Source organism: Cohnella rhizosphaerae, from assembly GCF_029525575.1.
GTDB classification, from domain to species: Bacteria; Bacillota; Bacilli; order Paenibacillales; family Paenibacillaceae; genus Cohnella; species Cohnella rhizosphaerae.
Map to the genome: position 1 here is coordinate 2,556,311 of NZ_JAPDIA010000003.1, position 15,332 is coordinate 2,571,642.

16 protein-coding genes and 2 pseudogenes are annotated in these 15,332 nt (G+C 57.1%); 12 read left to right on the top strand and 6 right to left on the bottom strand.

Annotation, left to right across the window (positions count from 1 at the left end):
* Positions 1-5: 5 nt before the first annotated feature.
* Together OMP40_RS17015 and OMP40_RS17020 are read left to right on the top strand one after the other, a co-directional pair.
* A pseudogene (locus tag OMP40_RS17015) lies at positions 6-1,162 on the top strand (M24 family metallopeptidase).
* Positions 1,163-1,320: 158 nt separating this feature from the next.
* Positions 1,321-1,644 carry an ATPase gene (locus OMP40_RS17020; RefSeq protein ID WP_277532976.1) on the top strand — a complete coding sequence of 108 codons (324 nt, stop codon included), beginning with the start codon at positions 1,321-1,323 and terminating at the stop codon, positions 1,642-1,644.
* Between the two features lie 159 nt (positions 1,645-1,803).
* Here the strand turns inward: OMP40_RS17020 and OMP40_RS17025 are convergent, their stop codons facing one another.
* The 5 genes from OMP40_RS17025 to OMP40_RS17045 form a co-directional block, all read right to left on the bottom strand.
* Positions 1,804-2,055 carry a hypothetical protein gene (locus OMP40_RS17025; RefSeq protein ID WP_277528396.1) on the bottom strand — a complete coding sequence of 84 codons (252 nt, stop codon included), beginning with the start codon at positions 2,053-2,055 and terminating at the stop codon, positions 1,804-1,806.
* A 35-nt stretch (positions 2,056-2,090) separates the two neighbouring features.
* Positions 2,091-2,657: a transposase gene (locus tag OMP40_RS17030; RefSeq protein ID WP_277531187.1), complete on the bottom strand. Its 567-nt coding sequence runs from the start codon at positions 2,655-2,657 to the stop codon at positions 2,091-2,093.
* On the bottom strand, positions 2,650-3,045 hold the full coding sequence (locus tag OMP40_RS17035; RefSeq protein ID WP_277532978.1) for an IS110 family transposase: 396 nt from the start codon (positions 3,043-3,045) through the stop codon (positions 2,650-2,652). The genes OMP40_RS17030 and OMP40_RS17035 overlap by 8 nt, the downstream gene beginning before the upstream one ends.
* A gap of 261 nt (positions 3,046-3,306) precedes the next feature.
* Entirely contained in the window at positions 3,307-3,726 is a 420-nt protein-coding gene (locus OMP40_RS17040) for an organic hydroperoxide resistance protein (protein WP_277532979.1), read from the bottom strand.
* 27 nt (positions 3,727-3,753) lie between these two features.
* Complete coding sequence (locus OMP40_RS17045) at positions 3,754-4,626, bottom strand: EAL domain-containing protein (protein ID WP_277532982.1); 873 nt, start codon at positions 4,624-4,626, stop codon at positions 3,754-3,756.
* A 393-nt stretch (positions 4,627-5,019) separates the two neighbouring features.
* Here OMP40_RS17045 and gatC point away from each other — a divergent pair, with 393 nt between their 5' ends.
* The 8 genes and pseudogenes from gatC to OMP40_RS17085 all read left to right on the top strand — a co-directional run bounded on the left by gatC (position 5,020) and on the right by OMP40_RS17085 (position 12,694).
* Complete coding sequence (gene gatC / locus OMP40_RS17050) at positions 5,020-5,307, top strand: Asp-tRNA(Asn)/Glu-tRNA(Gln) amidotransferase subunit GatC (RefSeq protein WP_277532984.1); 288 nt, start codon at positions 5,020-5,022, stop codon at positions 5,305-5,307.
* Positions 5,308-5,331: 24 nt separating this feature from the next.
* Positions 5,332-6,786: pseudogene (gatA, locus tag OMP40_RS17055) on the top strand (Asp-tRNA(Asn)/Glu-tRNA(Gln) amidotransferase subunit GatA).
* A gap of 18 nt (positions 6,787-6,804) precedes the next feature.
* Positions 6,805-8,250: an Asp-tRNA(Asn)/Glu-tRNA(Gln) amidotransferase subunit GatB gene (gatB, locus tag OMP40_RS17060; protein WP_277532985.1), complete on the top strand. Its 1,446-nt coding sequence runs from the start codon at positions 6,805-6,807 to the stop codon at positions 8,248-8,250.
* Positions 8,251-8,321: 71 nt separating this feature from the next.
* Positions 8,322-8,792: a GNAT family N-acetyltransferase gene (locus tag OMP40_RS17065; protein ID WP_277532987.1), complete on the top strand. Its 471-nt coding sequence runs from the start codon at positions 8,322-8,324 to the stop codon at positions 8,790-8,792.
* Between the two features lie 84 nt (positions 8,793-8,876).
* Positions 8,877-9,575 (top strand): MgtC/SapB family protein, encoded by a 699-nt coding sequence (locus tag OMP40_RS17070; RefSeq protein ID WP_277532989.1) that lies wholly within the window; start codon positions 8,877-8,879, stop codon positions 9,573-9,575.
* Positions 9,576-9,601: 26 nt separating this feature from the next.
* A complete protein-coding gene (locus tag OMP40_RS17075) occupies positions 9,602-10,270 on the top strand; it encodes a hypothetical protein (RefSeq protein WP_277532991.1) in 669 nt (222 codons plus the stop codon).
* Positions 10,271-10,373: 103 nt separating this feature from the next.
* Positions 10,374-10,805, top strand: coding sequence for a Fur family transcriptional regulator (locus OMP40_RS17080; RefSeq protein ID WP_277532993.1), 432 nt, complete (start codon positions 10,374-10,376; stop codon positions 10,803-10,805).
* Between the two features lie 143 nt (positions 10,806-10,948).
* The gene (locus OMP40_RS17085) at positions 10,949-12,694 is read left to right on the top strand and encodes a glycosyl hydrolase family 18 protein (protein WP_277532995.1); all 1,746 of its coding nucleotides are present in this window, start codon (positions 10,949-10,951) and stop codon (positions 12,692-12,694) included.
* Positions 12,695-12,758: 64 nt separating this feature from the next.
* Here OMP40_RS17085 and OMP40_RS17090 read toward each other — a convergent pair whose 3' ends face one another.
* Positions 12,759-13,133: a DUF2614 family zinc ribbon-containing protein gene (locus OMP40_RS17090; RefSeq protein ID WP_277532998.1), complete on the bottom strand. Its 375-nt coding sequence runs from the start codon at positions 13,131-13,133 to the stop codon at positions 12,759-12,761.
* Between the two features lie 268 nt (positions 13,134-13,401).
* Here OMP40_RS17090 and OMP40_RS17095 point away from each other — a divergent pair, with 268 nt between their 5' ends.
* Together OMP40_RS17095 and OMP40_RS17100 are read left to right on the top strand one after the other, a co-directional pair.
* On the top strand, positions 13,402-14,196 hold the full coding sequence (locus tag OMP40_RS17095; RefSeq protein WP_277532999.1) for a nucleotidyltransferase-like protein: 795 nt from the start codon (positions 13,402-13,404) through the stop codon (positions 14,194-14,196).
* Positions 14,197-14,507: 311 nt separating this feature from the next.
* Positions 14,508-15,173, top strand: a complete 666-nt coding sequence (locus OMP40_RS17100; RefSeq protein WP_277533000.1) for a hypothetical protein — start codon at positions 14,508-14,510, stop codon at positions 15,171-15,173.
* Positions 15,174-15,332 lie beyond the last annotated feature (159 nt).

Here is a 15,332-nt window from a genome sequence, read left to right on the forward strand (position 1 = left end):
GGCTGATGAAGGCAAGCGGCCTGCAGGCATGTTTGATTACGCAAAACGTAGGCTTGTATTATTGGACGGGCTCCATGCAGACGGGCTACTTGTTTATTCCCGAGCGGGGCGAACCGACCTATTATGTGCGCCGCAGCCTCAGCAGGGCGACCCGAGAGTCGGCCGCGAGGACGGCGCCTCTCGGGTCGCTTCGCTCCTTCGGCGACGCCCTATGCCGCGATTATCCGAAGCTGTTCGCGGAAGGCCGCCGTCCGGCCGTCGGGGCAGACCTCGACGTGCTGCCGGCGCAGTTGTTCCTGCGGTTGCAGGAGGGGGGTGCCGAATGCGGAGCTGCTGGATGGCTCGGCCATCATGCGGCAAGTACGTTCGGTGAAGTCGGCAGGCGAGATCGCGCTGATCGAGAAGGCGGCCAAAGCGGCCGCGGCCGCTCTCGACCTGGCGCTCGGCCGCATACGGGCAGGCATGACGGAGCTTGAAGTCATGGCGATCATCGAGAGCGAGATGCGTCGCCACGGGCATATCGGACTGATGCGCATGCGAGGCTACAATCAGGAGATCATGACCGGCATGGTCGCGGCGGGAGAAGCGGCTGCCCGAGCCCTCTTACTTCGACGGACCCGCCGGCGGCAGAGGCTTGACGCCGGCGGCGCCGCAAAGCGCGAGCCGAAGGCAGATCGTCGCAGGCGAGCCGATTTTGCTCGATATCGGCTGCTGCATAGACGGCTACACGATCGATCAGACCCGAACCGCGGTCATCGGCGAACTGGACGACGAGCTGTCCCGCGCATATGACGTCTCGGTGCGCATCCTTAGGCACGTCGAGTCACTGCTGCGTCCCGGGGCTTCCCCGGAATCGCTGTACGCAGAGGCGCTTCGGCTTGCGGACGAAGCCGGTTTGGCCGCGCACTTCATGGGGTTCGGCGCGGATCAGGTCCGCTTCCTGGGCCACGGCATCGGTCTGGAGATCGACGAATGGCCCGTGCTCGCACGCGGTTTTTCCGATCCGCTCTTGCCCGGCGTCGTGTTGGCGATCGAGCCTAAATTTACGTTCCCCGGCAGAGGCGTCGTGGGCATCGAAAACACGTACGCGATTACCGTAGACGGCTTTCGCACGCTTACGGCTTCCCCGGAGCGGCTTTTCCGTCTGCCTCTTCAACCCTGACGCGTCTATTGCTCTTGGACAATCGTCGCGTTATCTAGTAGGATAGTAGGATAAGCAGCTACCTACGATTTATGTCCGCTTGATCAGGGGGAGGGAGAAACGGATGCTGAAGCTGGGGGGAGAAGATCATCATCGTAAACGACCGTTTCGAGCAGAACATGCCCGTCGGCGAATACGGCTATATCATCGCTTATGACCGCAACAACGACAGCGCCTTCGATTATATCATCCGGGTTCCGAATGCGAACCGTCAATATTATGTGCCCGCTTCCGACGTCGAACTGGAAGAAGTGCTGCTCGAGCTCGAAGCGGATCGGATCGGCCGCGAGGCGCTTATCGATTATGCACTGGCGACGCACAATGCCGAGCTGTTCAAGCGCATCATGAACGGCGAGCTGGATGAGACCGAGGAGGAGGCGCCGCGCGAGGTTCAGAGCCGCGAAGAATTCATCCGCCTCGTTAACCTGAAGGCGTGGATTTGATTTTCCGCCGCAACAAAAAAAAGCTTCCGAAGCCGCTGCTAAGCGAATTCGGAAGCTTTTTTTTTATGAATATCGCCATGCACGTACTGCCTTCGACGCGCATGCAAAAATAGAACTGCCGATTTGGAAGTTCTTAGGGGGTTGTAGAGTCAGTATTCATTAAGCCAATTTGGTGACGGAAAAGCCGCTTTCTTCAAGCTGTTTAATCATTTGAGACTGCTTGCGAAGCTGACGTTCAGCGCGATGCCGATCCAGGTAATCGGGTCCCAACTCCTGATACGGACGGCGATGAAGCAGGAGGTGATAGACGATTCGAAGCAAAGTATGGCCCAGCGCAACCAACGCTTTCTTCTTGCCCAGTCGTTTTACCCACGACCAATAACGGGCAGAAAGCCTTGTATTTCGTGTCATCGAGGCCGCCCAAGCACATTCGCAAAGGATCGCTTTTAGTTGACTGTTTCCGGACCTTGCCCGCTGCCGTTTTTTTTACCCGCACTCTCGTGATTGCCCGGGCTCATACCTGCCCAAGCTGCCAGACTGTGGTCGCTTTTGAATTGACTCATGTCCGTTCCGATTTCGGCCAAGATCACGGCCGCCGCGTTTTCGTTGATTCCCGGTACGGTCAGCAGCAGGTTGAAGCTCTCCTCTTTGTCTTTGGTGTAGTTGCGAATATGCGTTTCCATCTGAGCGATGGAGGACTCGATGTATTGCAAATGCTCCCAGGACATACGGATCATGCTGCGATGGTGAGCGCGAAGGCGGCTGTTAAGCGATTGAAGCAGCTTGGGAGATTTATGCCTTAGCGCACCCTTCATGTGCGTCTCCAGAAAATCCATCGTGATGACCTCGTGATCCACAATCTTCTGGAGCAACAGGCGGCCGGAAACGCCGAAGATGTCGGACATGTGCGAGGTCAGCTTCACATTGGCATCCTGCAGCAGCTTGTGAATGCGGTTTTTCTCCGCTGTCGCTTCCTGGACCAACTTCTTGCGGTATCGTGTCAGATCACGCAATTCGCGAATATCGACCGGGGGGGACGAAGCTGTTCTCGATCAAACCGCAGCGAAGCAGCTTGGCAATCCATTCAGCATCCTTGATGTCGGTCTTACGGCCGGGTAGATTCTTGATATGATGTGCATTGGCAAGCAGCAGATCGAAATCGAAGGATTCCAGCACGTTCCAAACGGGCTTCCAGTACACGCCGGTACTTTCCATGGCGACCTGACTACAACCTTGTTCCGACAGCCACTCGCCAAGGGCCAGCAGTTCGTCGGTCATCGTGCCAAACGTGCGAATTTCGCACTTGGGCTTTTGGTCAAGCGGACCGGACAGCACACAAGCGACGACGGATTCCTGGTGCACGTCCAGTCCAGCACAACGCTCTAGAATGGCTTCAAGCATACCCATGCGCTCCTTTCCATCATGAAAACCAGGAAGACAACCTGAAACGTGAAAATTTTTTATCCGGACTCGCAGTCCAATAGCCTGTGCTTCGAAGGTTGTCCATTCAGTTTTGTGTTCGGGGTAAGATCCACCGCAAAAAACCACGAACTTGACCTGGTCAACTTCAGTATCTTAGAAATCACTAAAAAAAGGCTACGATGAGATATTCATCATAGCCTGTGACCCGGCAGGATCATGAATGTTTTGTGATATAGGCGATTAACGCTGCGGCGCGCCCGTCTTGACCTCGACGTCGATATCGCCGCGGGTCGCCCTGGAATACGGACAAACTTGATGCGCTTCTTCGGCCAACTGCTGCGTTTGATCGGCATCGAGACCGGGCACGGACACGTTAAGCGTAACGGCAAGCCTGAAATCGGCGCCGTCCCCTTTGAACAGAGATACCTCCGCTGCTACCTCGGAGCCTTCCGTCTCGATTCCTTTGTTTTTCGCGATCAGCTTCAGCGCGCTGTGAAAGCAGGCAGCGTAACCTGCAGCGAATAATTGCTCGGGATTCGTCGCGCTGTCGGCCGAAGCCGACGGCTGGGAGAGCTTCAGGTTCAGTTTGCCGTCGGAAGATTTGACGAAGCCTTCGCGTCCGCCTCTCGAGGTTACTTGCGCCGTGTAAATTTTGTTCATTTCCTATCGCTCCTTTTAATGTACGATTCAGACAGAGACGGTTGAAGCGGTGCGTTCGAACCTGACCGGCATCGGAACTGGCGAAGGCGGGCCGAACAGATAGCCCTGCATGAGCGGTACGCCCGCTTCCCGCAAATATCGCCATTCTTCCTCGCGCTCGACGCCTTCGGCCAGCACGACGCCATGGAAGCGGGACGCCCGCTCGAGCACGTCCTCGATCCGGCGCTGCTTGTCCGCATCCGCGTCGCAGCCTGCGACCCATTTGCGGTCGAGCTTGATATAGTCCGGCTGCAGCTGCTCCATCGCTTCGACCGTAGCGAATTCGTCGCCAAGGTCGTCCATGGCCAGACGGATGCCCATATTACGATAGGCCGCAAACACTTTATTCAGATGCTTCACGTCGTCCATCCGTTCCGTCTCCACGACCTCGAAAACGAAGTCGGCCGGATCCATGCCGCTCATAATGATGCGTTCAAAGGTCTGCTGCAGGCATTGGTCGGGGCGATAAATCGAAGACGGCAGGAAATTGATGAACTTTTTAACGCCGGCCGGCAGTTGGCGCGAAGCGACACGGATGGCGCTGTTCCTCGCCTCGCGGTCCAAGAAAGAGTGAAGTCCGGCTTCCCGCGCCGCTTCAAAAAGCTGCGACGGCCGAAACGGCGGCTGCTCGGGCAGCGGACGCAGCAGCATTTCGTAACCGATCGGCGCGCCGCTTAATTGCACGATCGGCTGCATATAACTGGAAAAACGGCGATTGGCGATATAATCGACGACGCGATGAGAACCGAAACCGGTAAGCAGACGCGATGCTTGAACCCATCCGTCGCTCTCGTCCGGCTCCGTTCCCGCGACAGGTTCCTCGAAAAAAAAAACGGCATTCGACGGACTGCCTCTGCGCATCGGTCAGCCGGCGGTCCGCGGCGTTCAGCATCTGAAGAAGCTGCTGGTAATGGTCGTATCGGACGCTCCAATTGCCCGATTCGCCCGGAGGGCCGAGCAATTCCTTCAACGTCCGGGCAGCGCCTGCGTCCCTGTCCGCTTTGAATTCGACGTAGCCGCTGTCGCGCAGCGGCGTCTGCCGTTCGAAGGCTTGACGAGTCAACATCGAGACAACCTCCCTGTTTTTTATAATGGCGTTTACTCCCGACTACCCCGACAATTCGATCTAAGTATTTCCCCAATTCCAGTCTTTATGAAACAATTCGGAATGCCCGCGCGCATTGAGTTCCCCCGATATGTCCGATATAATAATGAGAATTGAAAGGGTATCGAAGCAAAGGAGAGGAACGGTTCATGAGCATCACAGCGAAGGACGTCGAGCATGTCGCCAACCTGGCGCGCTTGACGCTGACCGACGACGAAAAAGAGCAGTTTACAGGACAATTGAACGCCATCCTTAAATATGCCGAAAAGCTGAACGGCCTCGACACTTCCGGCGTCGAGCCGACGAGTCACGTGCTGCCGATGTCGAACGTCATGCGCGAAGACGCGCCGAAGGCTTCCTTGCCGATCGAAAAGGTGCTCCGCAACGCGCCGGAAGCCGAAGACGATCAATTCAAGGTTCCGGCCGTACTGGAATAGAACAACTCCGAGGAGGAAGCTGCATTGTCGCTGTTTAACCTGAGATTGTCCGAAGTGCACGACAGGCTTCATCATAGAGACTTGTCCGTTCAGGAGCTCGTCGAGGCCTCGGTGGCCCGGATTTCCGAGACGGACGCGAAGATCGGCGCGTTTCTGACGTTAAACGAAGATGGCGCGCTCGCCCAGGCCAAAGCCATGGATGCATCCGTTACGGCCGAACGGGGGGCTGCTGTACGGTCTGCCGGCCGGCATCAAGGACAACATCGTCACCGAGGGGCTGCGCACGACCTGCGCGAGCCAATTTCTTTCCAATTACGATCCGATCTACGACGCGACGGTCGTGGAGAAGCTGAAGACCGCCCAATCCGTCACGATCGGCAAGCTGAACATGGACGAGTTCGCCATGGGCGGCTCCAACGAGAACTCCTCGTTCCAACTGACGCGCAATCCCTGGGACACCGATCGCGTTCCCGGCGGCTCCAGCGGCGGCTCGGCAGCTTCGGTCGCGGCCGGACAGGTTTATTTCTCCTTGGGCTCCGATACCGGCGGCTCGATTCGCCAACCGGCCGCTTATTGCGGCATCGTCGGCCTGAAGCCGACTTACGGACTCGTCTCGCGATACGGACTGGTCGCTTTCGCGTCGTCGCTCGACCAGATCGGCCCGCTGACCAAGAACGTCGAAGATTCGGCGTACGTGCTGCAGGCCATCGCGGGTCACGACAAGCGCGACACGACGTCGGCCAACGTCGAGATTCCAGATTATACGTCCGCGCTGACGGGCGATATCAAGGGTCTTCGCATCGGCGTCGCCAAGGAATACCTGGGCGAAGGCATCGACCCGCAGGTCAAGGCGCGCGTCATGGAGGCGCTTAAGACGTTCGAAGCCCTCGGCGCCGAATGGGAAGAAGTGTCTCTGCCGCATACCGATTACGCGATCGCGACTTATTATTTGCTGGCTTCGTCCGAAGCATCCTCTAACCTCGCGCGGTTCGACGGCGTCCGTTACGGCGTCAGGGCGGAGAATCCCGCCAACCTGCTGGACTTGTACAAAAAAGTCCCGCAGCGAGGGTTTCGGCCCCGAGGTCAAGCGGCGGATCATGCTCGGAACGTACGCGCTCAGCTCCGGCTATTACGACGCTTATTATAAAAAAAGCCCAGCAGGTCCGTACGCTGATCAAGCGCGATTTCGACCAAGCGTTCGAGCGCTTCGATCTCATCGTCGGCCCCACGGCGCCTACGACGGCGTTCCGCATCGGCGAGCAGGTCGGCGATCCGCTCACGATGTACCTGAACGATATTTGCACCATCCCGGTTAGCCTTGCGGGCGTGCCGGCGATCAGCGTGCCCTGCGGTCTGGCGGACGGCCTGCCCGTCGGTCTACAGATCATCGGCAAGCCGTTCGACGAATCGACCGTGCTGCGCGCCGCTCATGCTTTCGAAGGCATGACCGAATTCCACAAGCTGCGCCCGGCGCTCTAATAGGAGGAACAACCACTCATGTCCACCGTATCCCCATACGAGACGGTCGTCGGCCTCGAAGTGCACGTGGAGCTGCACACGAAAACGAAGATCTTCTGCGGCTGCGAGACCTCGTTCGGGGCGTCGCCCAACAGCCATACGTGCCCCGTATGTCTTGGCCATCCGGGCGTCCTGCCCGTATTGAACCGCCAGGCCGTCGAATACGCCATGAAGGCCGCCATGGCCATCAACTGCGAGATCGCCGACTGGTGCAAGTTCGACCGCAAGAATTACTTTTATCCCGATTCGCCCAAGGCGTATCAGATCTCCCAATACGACGAGCCGATCGGCTCGAACGGCTGGATCGACATCGAGGTTAACGGGCAGACGAAGCGAATCGGCATCACCCGGCTTCACCTGGAAGAGGATGCAGGCAAGCTGACGCATATGGACGGCGGCCTGGGCTCGCTCGTCGACCTCAACCGCGTCGGCACGCCGCTCGTCGAGATCGTGTCGGAGCCTGACATTCGCTCTCCCGAGGAGGCCAAGGCCTATCTCGAAAAGCTGAAGGCGATCATGCAATATTGCGACGTTTCCGACGTGAAGATGGAGGAAGGCAGCCTGCGCTGCGACGCCAACGTCAGCATTCGCCCTTGGGGCCAGGAGAAGTTCGGCACGCGTACCGAGCTGAAAAACATGAACTCGTTCCGAGGCGTGCAGCGCGGCCTGGAGTATGAGGTCATGCGACAGTCCGACGTGCTGGACAGCGGCGGCAAAGTCGTGCAAGAGACGCGCCGCTGGGACGAATCGCAGGGCAAGACGTTCAGCATGCGCTCGAAGGAAGAGGCGCACGACTATCGTTACTTCCCCGATCCCGATCTCGTGCGGGTACAGATCGACGCGGCTTGGAAGGATCGCGTCCGCGCTTCGATTCCCGAGCTGCCGGACGCACGCCAGGCTCGCTATACGCAGGAGTACGGCTTGCCGTCCTACGATGCCGGCGTTATCACGTCGTCGATGAAGCTGGCCGACTTCTTCGAGGAGTCGTTGAAGTATACCGACGATGCCAAAGCATCGGCGAACTGGATCATGGGCGATCTCCTCGGTTACTTGAACGCGAACAATCTGGAGATCCAGCAGGTTCCGATCACGGGCCAAGGACTCGGAGAGATGATTCAACTCATCGCCAAGGGCACGATCAGCTCCAAGATCGCCAAGACCGTATTCAAGGCGATGCTCGAATCCGGCAAGCTGCCGCAACAGATCGTCGAAGAGCAAGGACTCGTGCAGATCAGCGACGAAGGCGCCATCCTGGCGATCGTCGACCGGATCGTTGCGGCCAACCCGCAGTCGGTCGAGGATTTCCGCGGCGGCAAGGACAAGGCGATCGGCTTCCTCGTCGGCCAGATCATGAAGGAGACGAAGGGCAAGGCCAACCCGGGGCTCGTCAACAAATTGCTCATGGATCGTTTGAAAAATTCATAAGATTGGCTGAGGCGGCATACCCGATAGTCGGGAAGCCGCCTCTTTTAAAATCATCCGGAGGAGCTGGCCCGATGCCAACGATAGAGCTGCTGGACCTGACCAGCGAGGACGATGCCGGCGATCTCTGGCGTCTTCAGCACGCCGCTTATCGGATCGAAGCCGAGCTCATCGGCGCTCCCGATCTGCCGCCGCTTCACGACACCATCGCTACGCTCCAGGCGTCGGAGGAGACGTTCTGGGGCTGCAGGGACGACGACGGCGAGCTGGTCGGCGCGATCGCCGCGGAGCAGGCCAAGGACGGTACGGGCGTCATCAGCAGGATGATGGTGCATCCCGACCATTTTCGCCAGGGAATCGCCGGCGCGTTGATCGTGCATATGATGCAAGCATGGAACGAAGTGCCGGGGTGGGAGGTCACGGCCGAAGCGCGCAACCTGCCAGCCATCGCGCTCTACGGGCGCAATGGCTTCGTCGCGGTCGACACCTTCCATCCGCGCGAGGATATTACGATGGTCACCATGAAGCTGCAGCCCAAGACTTAAGTCGGGCATCCCTCCCCGACGGGAAGCCGTTGCCGCTTCAGGCGAATTCCAATTAAAATGTGACTTATAAGGCGTGATACTGACTTGGACAATCCATGGGTTATCGACGATTGGCACCTAATGCTTCGCCTTTTGCTGTCCGTACTGCTCGGGGCTTTGATCGGTTACGAGCGCGAACGCAAAAACCATGCCGCAGGCTTGCGCACGCATACGCTCGTAAGCTTGGGCTCCTGCCTGATCATGCTCCTGTCGATTTACGGCTTTTCCGAATTTACCGGACAGTACGGCGTGAACCGGGATCCGGCACGGTTGGCGGCGCAGGCGATTACGGGCATCGGATTTTTGGGCGCGGGTACGATACTGTTTACGGGAAAGTCGATCAAAGGCTTGACGACGGCCGCTTCTTTGTGGGTCGTCATGGCGATCGGCCTTGCTGTGGGAGCCGGCTTCTACGTCGGCGCATCCTTTACGGTGTTCTTGGCGCTCGCGGTGTTATGGGGGCTGAACGTCGTCGAGAAGCGGTACGTCGCCCACCCGCGGGAGTTCGTCTTCACCTTGGCGGCGCAAGCCGATCGGGAACTCACGGGGCCGATCCGTCTGCTGCTGGAGGCGAAGGAAGCTAAGCTGATCAAAGTGCAATTCGACGAGAGCGCGATCGAGAGCAGGGGAGAAGGCGGTATTCGGATCCGGCTTACGATCCGGCTCGGCGATCCGCTGCAGGCGGTATCGCTCGCGGAGCAGTTGCGCAGGCTTGAGGGCATTCGGACCGTGTCCGCGGAGTAGCGCCAAAATTGATGTCGGGGGGATGAATGATGAATAACGAGAACAAGGAATGGCAGCAGCCGCAGGGACAGCCGTCGAATACCTCGCAGGGCTCCTCCGGAGAGACCGTCTGGACCGATCCTGGCGCCCTGCCTTACCCGCCCGGCTACGATCAAAACGCAGCATCGACGGCGAGCAAAAAGAAAAGCAAGTTTCTGGCGGGATTGTTCGCTTTTATTTTCCCGGGAACCGGCTACATGTACCTGGGGCTCATGGGCAAGGGCGTCATGATGATGCTGCTTCTTGCGCTCAACATTTGCGGCGTCGTGTTCGTCGTGCAGGAGATGGAAGGCAACGTACTGACCGTCGTGCTCGTCAGTCTGCTTCTGCCGATCATTTACTTGTACAATTTGTTCGATACGCTGCAGAGCGCCGAAGCCGTGAACGAACGGATCGCTTCCGGCGGCTACTACTATCGTCAGCCGCCGCTTGGCTGGGACGGGCGTCCGGATGCCCGCGCCGAAGGCGATTCGCGCGCCTTCCCTGCGCTGAGCCTCGTGCTGCTGGCGGCTGGAGCGGCTATTTTGCTCGGATCGTCCAATATTCGCTGGCTCTTCCATTCCGCAGGCGCGATGGTCGGCGCGATCGTACTGATCGGCGCAGGCGCAGCGCTCTGGTTATGGGAAAATCGGGGCCAGCAGGGCCGCAAATCCTAAACATGAAGAAGGGCCGTCACGCGCGTGGCGGCCTTTGCCATTGACAGCGCCTTTTTAAACCGCTTAAAATATACTTTAACCCGAAGGAAAGGCTGTGAGGAGCATGGAAACCCGGATCTATCATGCCGTGGACCAGCTCAAATCCGGAGGCGTCCGGATGACGCCGCAGCGATACGCGATTTTGAAGTACTTGATGGAGTCCACCTCGCATCCGACGGCAGACGATATTTTCAAGTCGTTGTCCCCGGCGTATCCCAGCTTGAGCGTCGCTACCGTCTACAACAACCTGAAGCTGTTCGTCGACGCCGGTCTGATCCGGGAGCTGACCTACGGCGACGATTCCAGCCGGTTCGACGCCGACTTATCCGATCATTATCATGCCATTTGCACCGGATGCGGTGCGATGGTCGATTTCGATCACGATCCGGTCGTTGAGGTCGAACGCGCGGCGGCGGCGCGTACAGGGTTTCTCGTGCAAGGACACCGTATGGAGATTTACGGTCTATGTCCGTCATGCCGCGGACCGATTTCCTGATTTCTCTATCGACTTGAACCATATTTTCGCATAGACCGCGCCGGGCATCCGGCGCGTTTGTTATATCGAGGGGCAAAAATTGGTCGAAACCTCTCGGGCTTTTCATTCGTCCTTTAATAGAATAGACATAGGAGCGTGAGAGATTGCAGACGACGATAATGGGCGGACGCGGCAAGCGGCGCAGGAAAATGGCGCCGATCCTCGGCCTGTTGCTATTATTTTTTCTTTCCGCCACGGCGGTTGCGTTCGCATGGTGGTCCTCCCAGCCGAATCGGGCCCACGTCAAGCCGGATTATATGGCAAAGGCGCATCCGATCATGAGCGAAGGGGATTGGACCGGAGATTACGCGTTGGGCGAAGGCGAAGGGATATGGATCCCGCTACCGCTCGCCAAAGAACTGATCGGAGACGGGGTACGTTACGAAGCGGAGACGGATTCCGTTATTTTAACCTCGGATACGAGCGTGCTTCATTTTAAGACAGGCAAACTGAGCGCGACGCTTAATGCGAAGCCTTTCAATATGAGCTTTGGCGCCAAAAAAGCGGAGGACGGCACATTGTATCTTCCGTTCGCGCCGCTTCAGCAACTGTTCGGTTTGACGGCCGTGACGGATGCGGATACCGGCATCGTCACCTTGACGAAGCCGGGCCGCGCGATACAAAAGGGCGAAGCGCCGGCACGGGGGAAAGGCGCCAAACTTCGCAGCGCCGCGGGAAAATCGAATCCGATCGTGCACGATCTGCCCGCCGGATCTGCCGTCGTCGTATGGGGAGAAGAAGAGGGCTGGTATCGAGTTCAAGCCGCCGATGGTTATATTGGTTATGCGAGCAAGCGCGATATCGCGCTGGTCGGCGTCGAGGAGACGGCTTCGGGCGCCGTTACCGAGCAAAAAGAGCCGTATGTGCCGTGGAAGGTGACCGGCAAACGGATTAATTTAACTTGGGACGCCATTTATAACGTTCAGCCGGACCCGACGAAAATCGGCGACTGGAACGGCGTCAACGTCGTCAGTCCGAGCTGGTTTTCGCTCTCGGACGGCAAAGGCAATATTCGCAGCAAAGCCGACGCCGCGTATTCCGCTTGGGCGCGGAATAAAGGCATGCAAGTATGGGCAATGTTCGGCAATTCGTTCGAACCTGATATGACGCACGAAGCGCTTTCTTCCTACGCTTCCCGCAGTTCGATGATTCAGCAATTGATCGCCTACGCGCGAACGTTCAGGGTTCAGGGCATTAACCTAGATTTCGAAAATGTGTATACCAAAGATAAAGACAATCTGATCCAATTCGTTCGCGAACTGACGCCGCTTATGCACGAGCAGGGGCTGAGCGTATCGATCGACGTGTCTCCCAAGTCCAATAGCGAGATGTGGTCGGCTTACCTCGATCGGGGACGCCTCGCCGATGCCGTCGACTATCTGATTTTGATGGCTTACGACGAGCATTGGGCGGCAAGTCCGGTATCCGGCTCGGTCGCATCGTTGCCATGGACGGAAAACGCCATTACGAAAATATTGAAGGAAGACGGCGTGGCCCCAAGCCAATTGATCTTGGGCGTTCCGTTTTACACGAGAGTATGGACGGAAAAGACCGACGATAACGGAAAAGTCGAGGTATCGTCCAAAGCGATCGGAATGGACGCCGTCCGGAAGCTGATCGAAGACAACAAGCTGACACCCGCGTTATCCGAAGAGACGGGACAGCATTACGTCGAATTCAAAGCTAACGGCGCGTTGCAGCGTATTTGGCTTGAAGACGAGTTGTCGGTTCAAGCGAGGGTGCAGCTCGTCAAGAAGTACAAGCTGGCCGGCGTCGCTTCCTGGACCCGCGCGTTTGCTGCGGACGATATCTGGAGCGTGCTGGATAAGGCGTTGCAAAGTTATCCGTAAGCCCTCTGCTTCGCATCATGCAATAGAAAAGGCGCTTGCCGTTAAAACGGCGGAGCGCCTTTTTTTATACCGTCGTCGACGGGGAGGGTTCGTGTTCTTTCGGGACCGAAGCGTTCGTCGCCTGGGAAGGATCCCAAGTCAGGATCGTGTGGCAGTACATGCACCGGTCGGTTTTGCCGAGCATCTTGGTGCGCTTGCCGCATTCGGGACATTCGATGACTGGCGCGCTGGTCGATAACATGCCGACCCAGAAATAGATAAACATGCTTGCTCCGCAGGTAAGAATGCCGATCACCATAAAGATCGCGGCGATGATCTTGCCGACTTGTCCGAACAGGATGATGCCGCTTGTCCCGAGCACCATGAGTCCCATTCCGCCGAGCACCAGCAGCAGGCCCCAAGTGCGCATCGTCGATATTTTGCTGGCCTTCATTTTCATTGCCTAATTGCCCCCATGATCTTAATTCGCCTGTCGGCAGGAAACTTGCTCCCGGCGTAGAATTAAAATAAACTGTCGAGCTATCCTCGAATCGAGATATCTCATTATAGCCTACAAATAGCAGGCAAGCCACTTCAAAGCCTGACTAGGTGGTGAAATTTCATGAAGCGTCTTGAAGACACCAATCTATTTTATACGGCGCTGTTCGGCTCCGACGAGCGGCTCTGCGGGCTGCTGCTCGTAAAGAATCTCGAAGCTTCCCCCCTCCTTGATCGGCGGGATGGATCGTCTGATCCTCGCGCTGTACGAAGACGGCCATATCGAAGGCAAGGCGTCAGAGGAGCATTGGAAGTGGAGCGACATGACGATCATGGTGCGCAGGTCGACGCCGGAGCGGTTGAACGCCTGGATCGCTGGCGGGGAGCATTGGCAGCCGTTTTTTCAATGGCTGACGACCGGCGAGGTGCTTCTGGACAGAGACGGCTACCTTGCCGTCACGCGCGACAGGCTCGACCGGTGGCCCGAGCAGTTGCGCGAGAGACGCCTCATCAGCGAATATTCGCGATTTTTGGGCGCTTATTCGCAGGCCAAGCAGAATTTGAAGGATCGACACGCGATGGACGCGTATACGAATATATTGGCGGCGCTGAATCATTGGGCACATATCGTTATTATTGAAGAAACGCTTCACCCGGAACCGAGCTTGTGGGAACAAGTAAGACGCGTAAATCCAGGGATCTTTAAGCTTTACGACGAATTGACTTCGAGCGGGGAAACGATGGAGCAACGTGTGAATCTCGTGATTCTTGCCGTCGAGTTCGCCGTGTTGACGAAGATGAAGACCTCCTCTTCGCTGCTTTTGCGCATTTTGCAGAGCCGTCCGGAGCCTTGGAGTTTATCCGAATTGCAGGATCATCCGTCGCTTTCGGATCTGAATCTTGAACTTACTCCATTGCTGCGCAAGCTCTCGCATCGCGGATACGTGGCGGAGATCACGAGAGGCGTCAAGGAGCACGGCCTTCATTTACTCGATCTTCGCTATACGGCGTCGGGTTTTGAATAATCGTTCGGCTTGGATGCGGAGTCCTTCCTAAGGAAGGGCTCTTTTTTTATGCTGCTTGGCGTTGGACGTCCGGGCAAATGTTGCGATCAGCTTGCAGGATACAAGCAGGGAAGCTATAATCAGTTCAGTTGATAACGATTCTCATTATCGAAAATGAGGTGCGATTATAAATGTCTCGAAATTCACCCCGTTTGGAGCCTTTGCTCTTCCATCAGTCCGCGGTTCGAACGCTTGTCGATCGTCGGCTTCTCGTTTCTCCTGCAGGCCGCGGTCTTTGGAGGTCGGCCGAAGAGGGAGGATGGGAAGCGTTCATGGAAGGCATTCCGCAAAAGGTGCACGTAAACCGCCTCGAGCAGGCTGCGGCTGGTTCGATCGTCGCTTGTACGAACTATGGCCTTTACGAGCTGGGTAATGAGCGTTGGTCGGACCTTCGTCTTCCCTTCGTCTGTTACGCGTACAAAGAGGTGGGAGGCATCGGATTTGCGGCGACTGAGCGAGGACTATGGTGCCGTACGAAAGAAGGGTGGAGAAATATCGCGTCTACGGAAAATCCGGTATACGATTTATTTGCCACGCCTCACTTTATGTTTTTAGCTTTGCCTTGGGGAATTGCCATGTACGACCGTTTGACCTGTACGTGGGAGCAGTTTCCCTTAAAGACGGCGATCATTCGACTGGCTGCGCTGGAGGGAGCGCTTTTAGGAATCGCCGAAAGGGGCGAGATCGTGCTGGGTGATCTGAAGGGCGGCTTCGAACGGTTCCGCATGCCCGGTATTTTTGCGTTTAACGCGGTCCGGCTCGGTCAGAACTTATACTTCTGCACAGACCGGGGCTTGTATCGGGCGGCGAAGCTGCGCGGCCAGTTTTCGCTCGTATCCGTAACTTTGGGATGCCCGGTGACCGATATCGACCTGAGGGAAGGACAGCTGCATATGGCGACGCTCAACGAAGGCATTCAGACCATTCCGTGGCGTTAAAACAAAGCTCGAAAATATTCGACATTTGGTGTTGACGGGGCATGTACATCTGTGATAAATTAATTCTCGCCGCCTTCGACAGAAGGATCATGGCGAACGGCAGCGAAAAAAGAAAATGCCGAGCGGTTAAAAAAAATGCTTGCATTGAAATGGGCTGCT

Coding starts and splice junctions, on each gene's coding strand:
- OMP40_RS17020 (WP_277532976.1), top strand. CDS start 1,321: ATGCCCGTCGGCGAATACGGCTATATCATCGCTTATGACCGCAACAAC.
- OMP40_RS17025 (WP_277528396.1), bottom strand. CDS start 2,055: ATGACACGAAATACAAGGCTTTCTGCCCGTTATTGGTCGTGGGTAAAA.
- OMP40_RS17035 (WP_277532978.1), bottom strand. CDS start 3,045: ATGCTTGAAGCCATTCTAGAGCGTTGTGCTGGACTGGACGTGCACCAG.
- OMP40_RS17040 (WP_277532979.1), bottom strand. CDS start 3,726: ATGAACAAAATTTACACGGCGCAAGTAACCTCGAGAGGCGGACGCGAA.
- OMP40_RS17045 (WP_277532982.1), bottom strand. CDS start 4,626: ATGCGCAGAGGCAGTCCGTCGAATGCCGTTTTTTTTTTCGAGGAACCT.
- gatC (WP_277532984.1), top strand. CDS start 5,020: ATGAGCATCACAGCGAAGGACGTCGAGCATGTCGCCAACCTGGCGCGC.
- gatB (WP_277532985.1), top strand. CDS start 6,805: ATGTCCACCGTATCCCCATACGAGACGGTCGTCGGCCTCGAAGTGCAC.
- OMP40_RS17065 (WP_277532987.1), top strand. CDS start 8,322: ATGCCAACGATAGAGCTGCTGGACCTGACCAGCGAGGACGATGCCGGC.
- OMP40_RS17075 (WP_277532991.1), top strand. CDS start 9,602: ATGATGAATAACGAGAACAAGGAATGGCAGCAGCCGCAGGGACAGCCG.
- OMP40_RS17080 (WP_277532993.1), top strand. CDS start 10,374: ATGGAAACCCGGATCTATCATGCCGTGGACCAGCTCAAATCCGGAGGC.
- OMP40_RS17090 (WP_277532998.1), bottom strand. CDS start 13,133: ATGAAAATGAAGGCCAGCAAAATATCGACGATGCGCACTTGGGGCCTG.
- OMP40_RS17100 (WP_277533000.1), top strand. CDS start 14,508: ATGGAAGGCATTCCGCAAAAGGTGCACGTAAACCGCCTCGAGCAGGCT.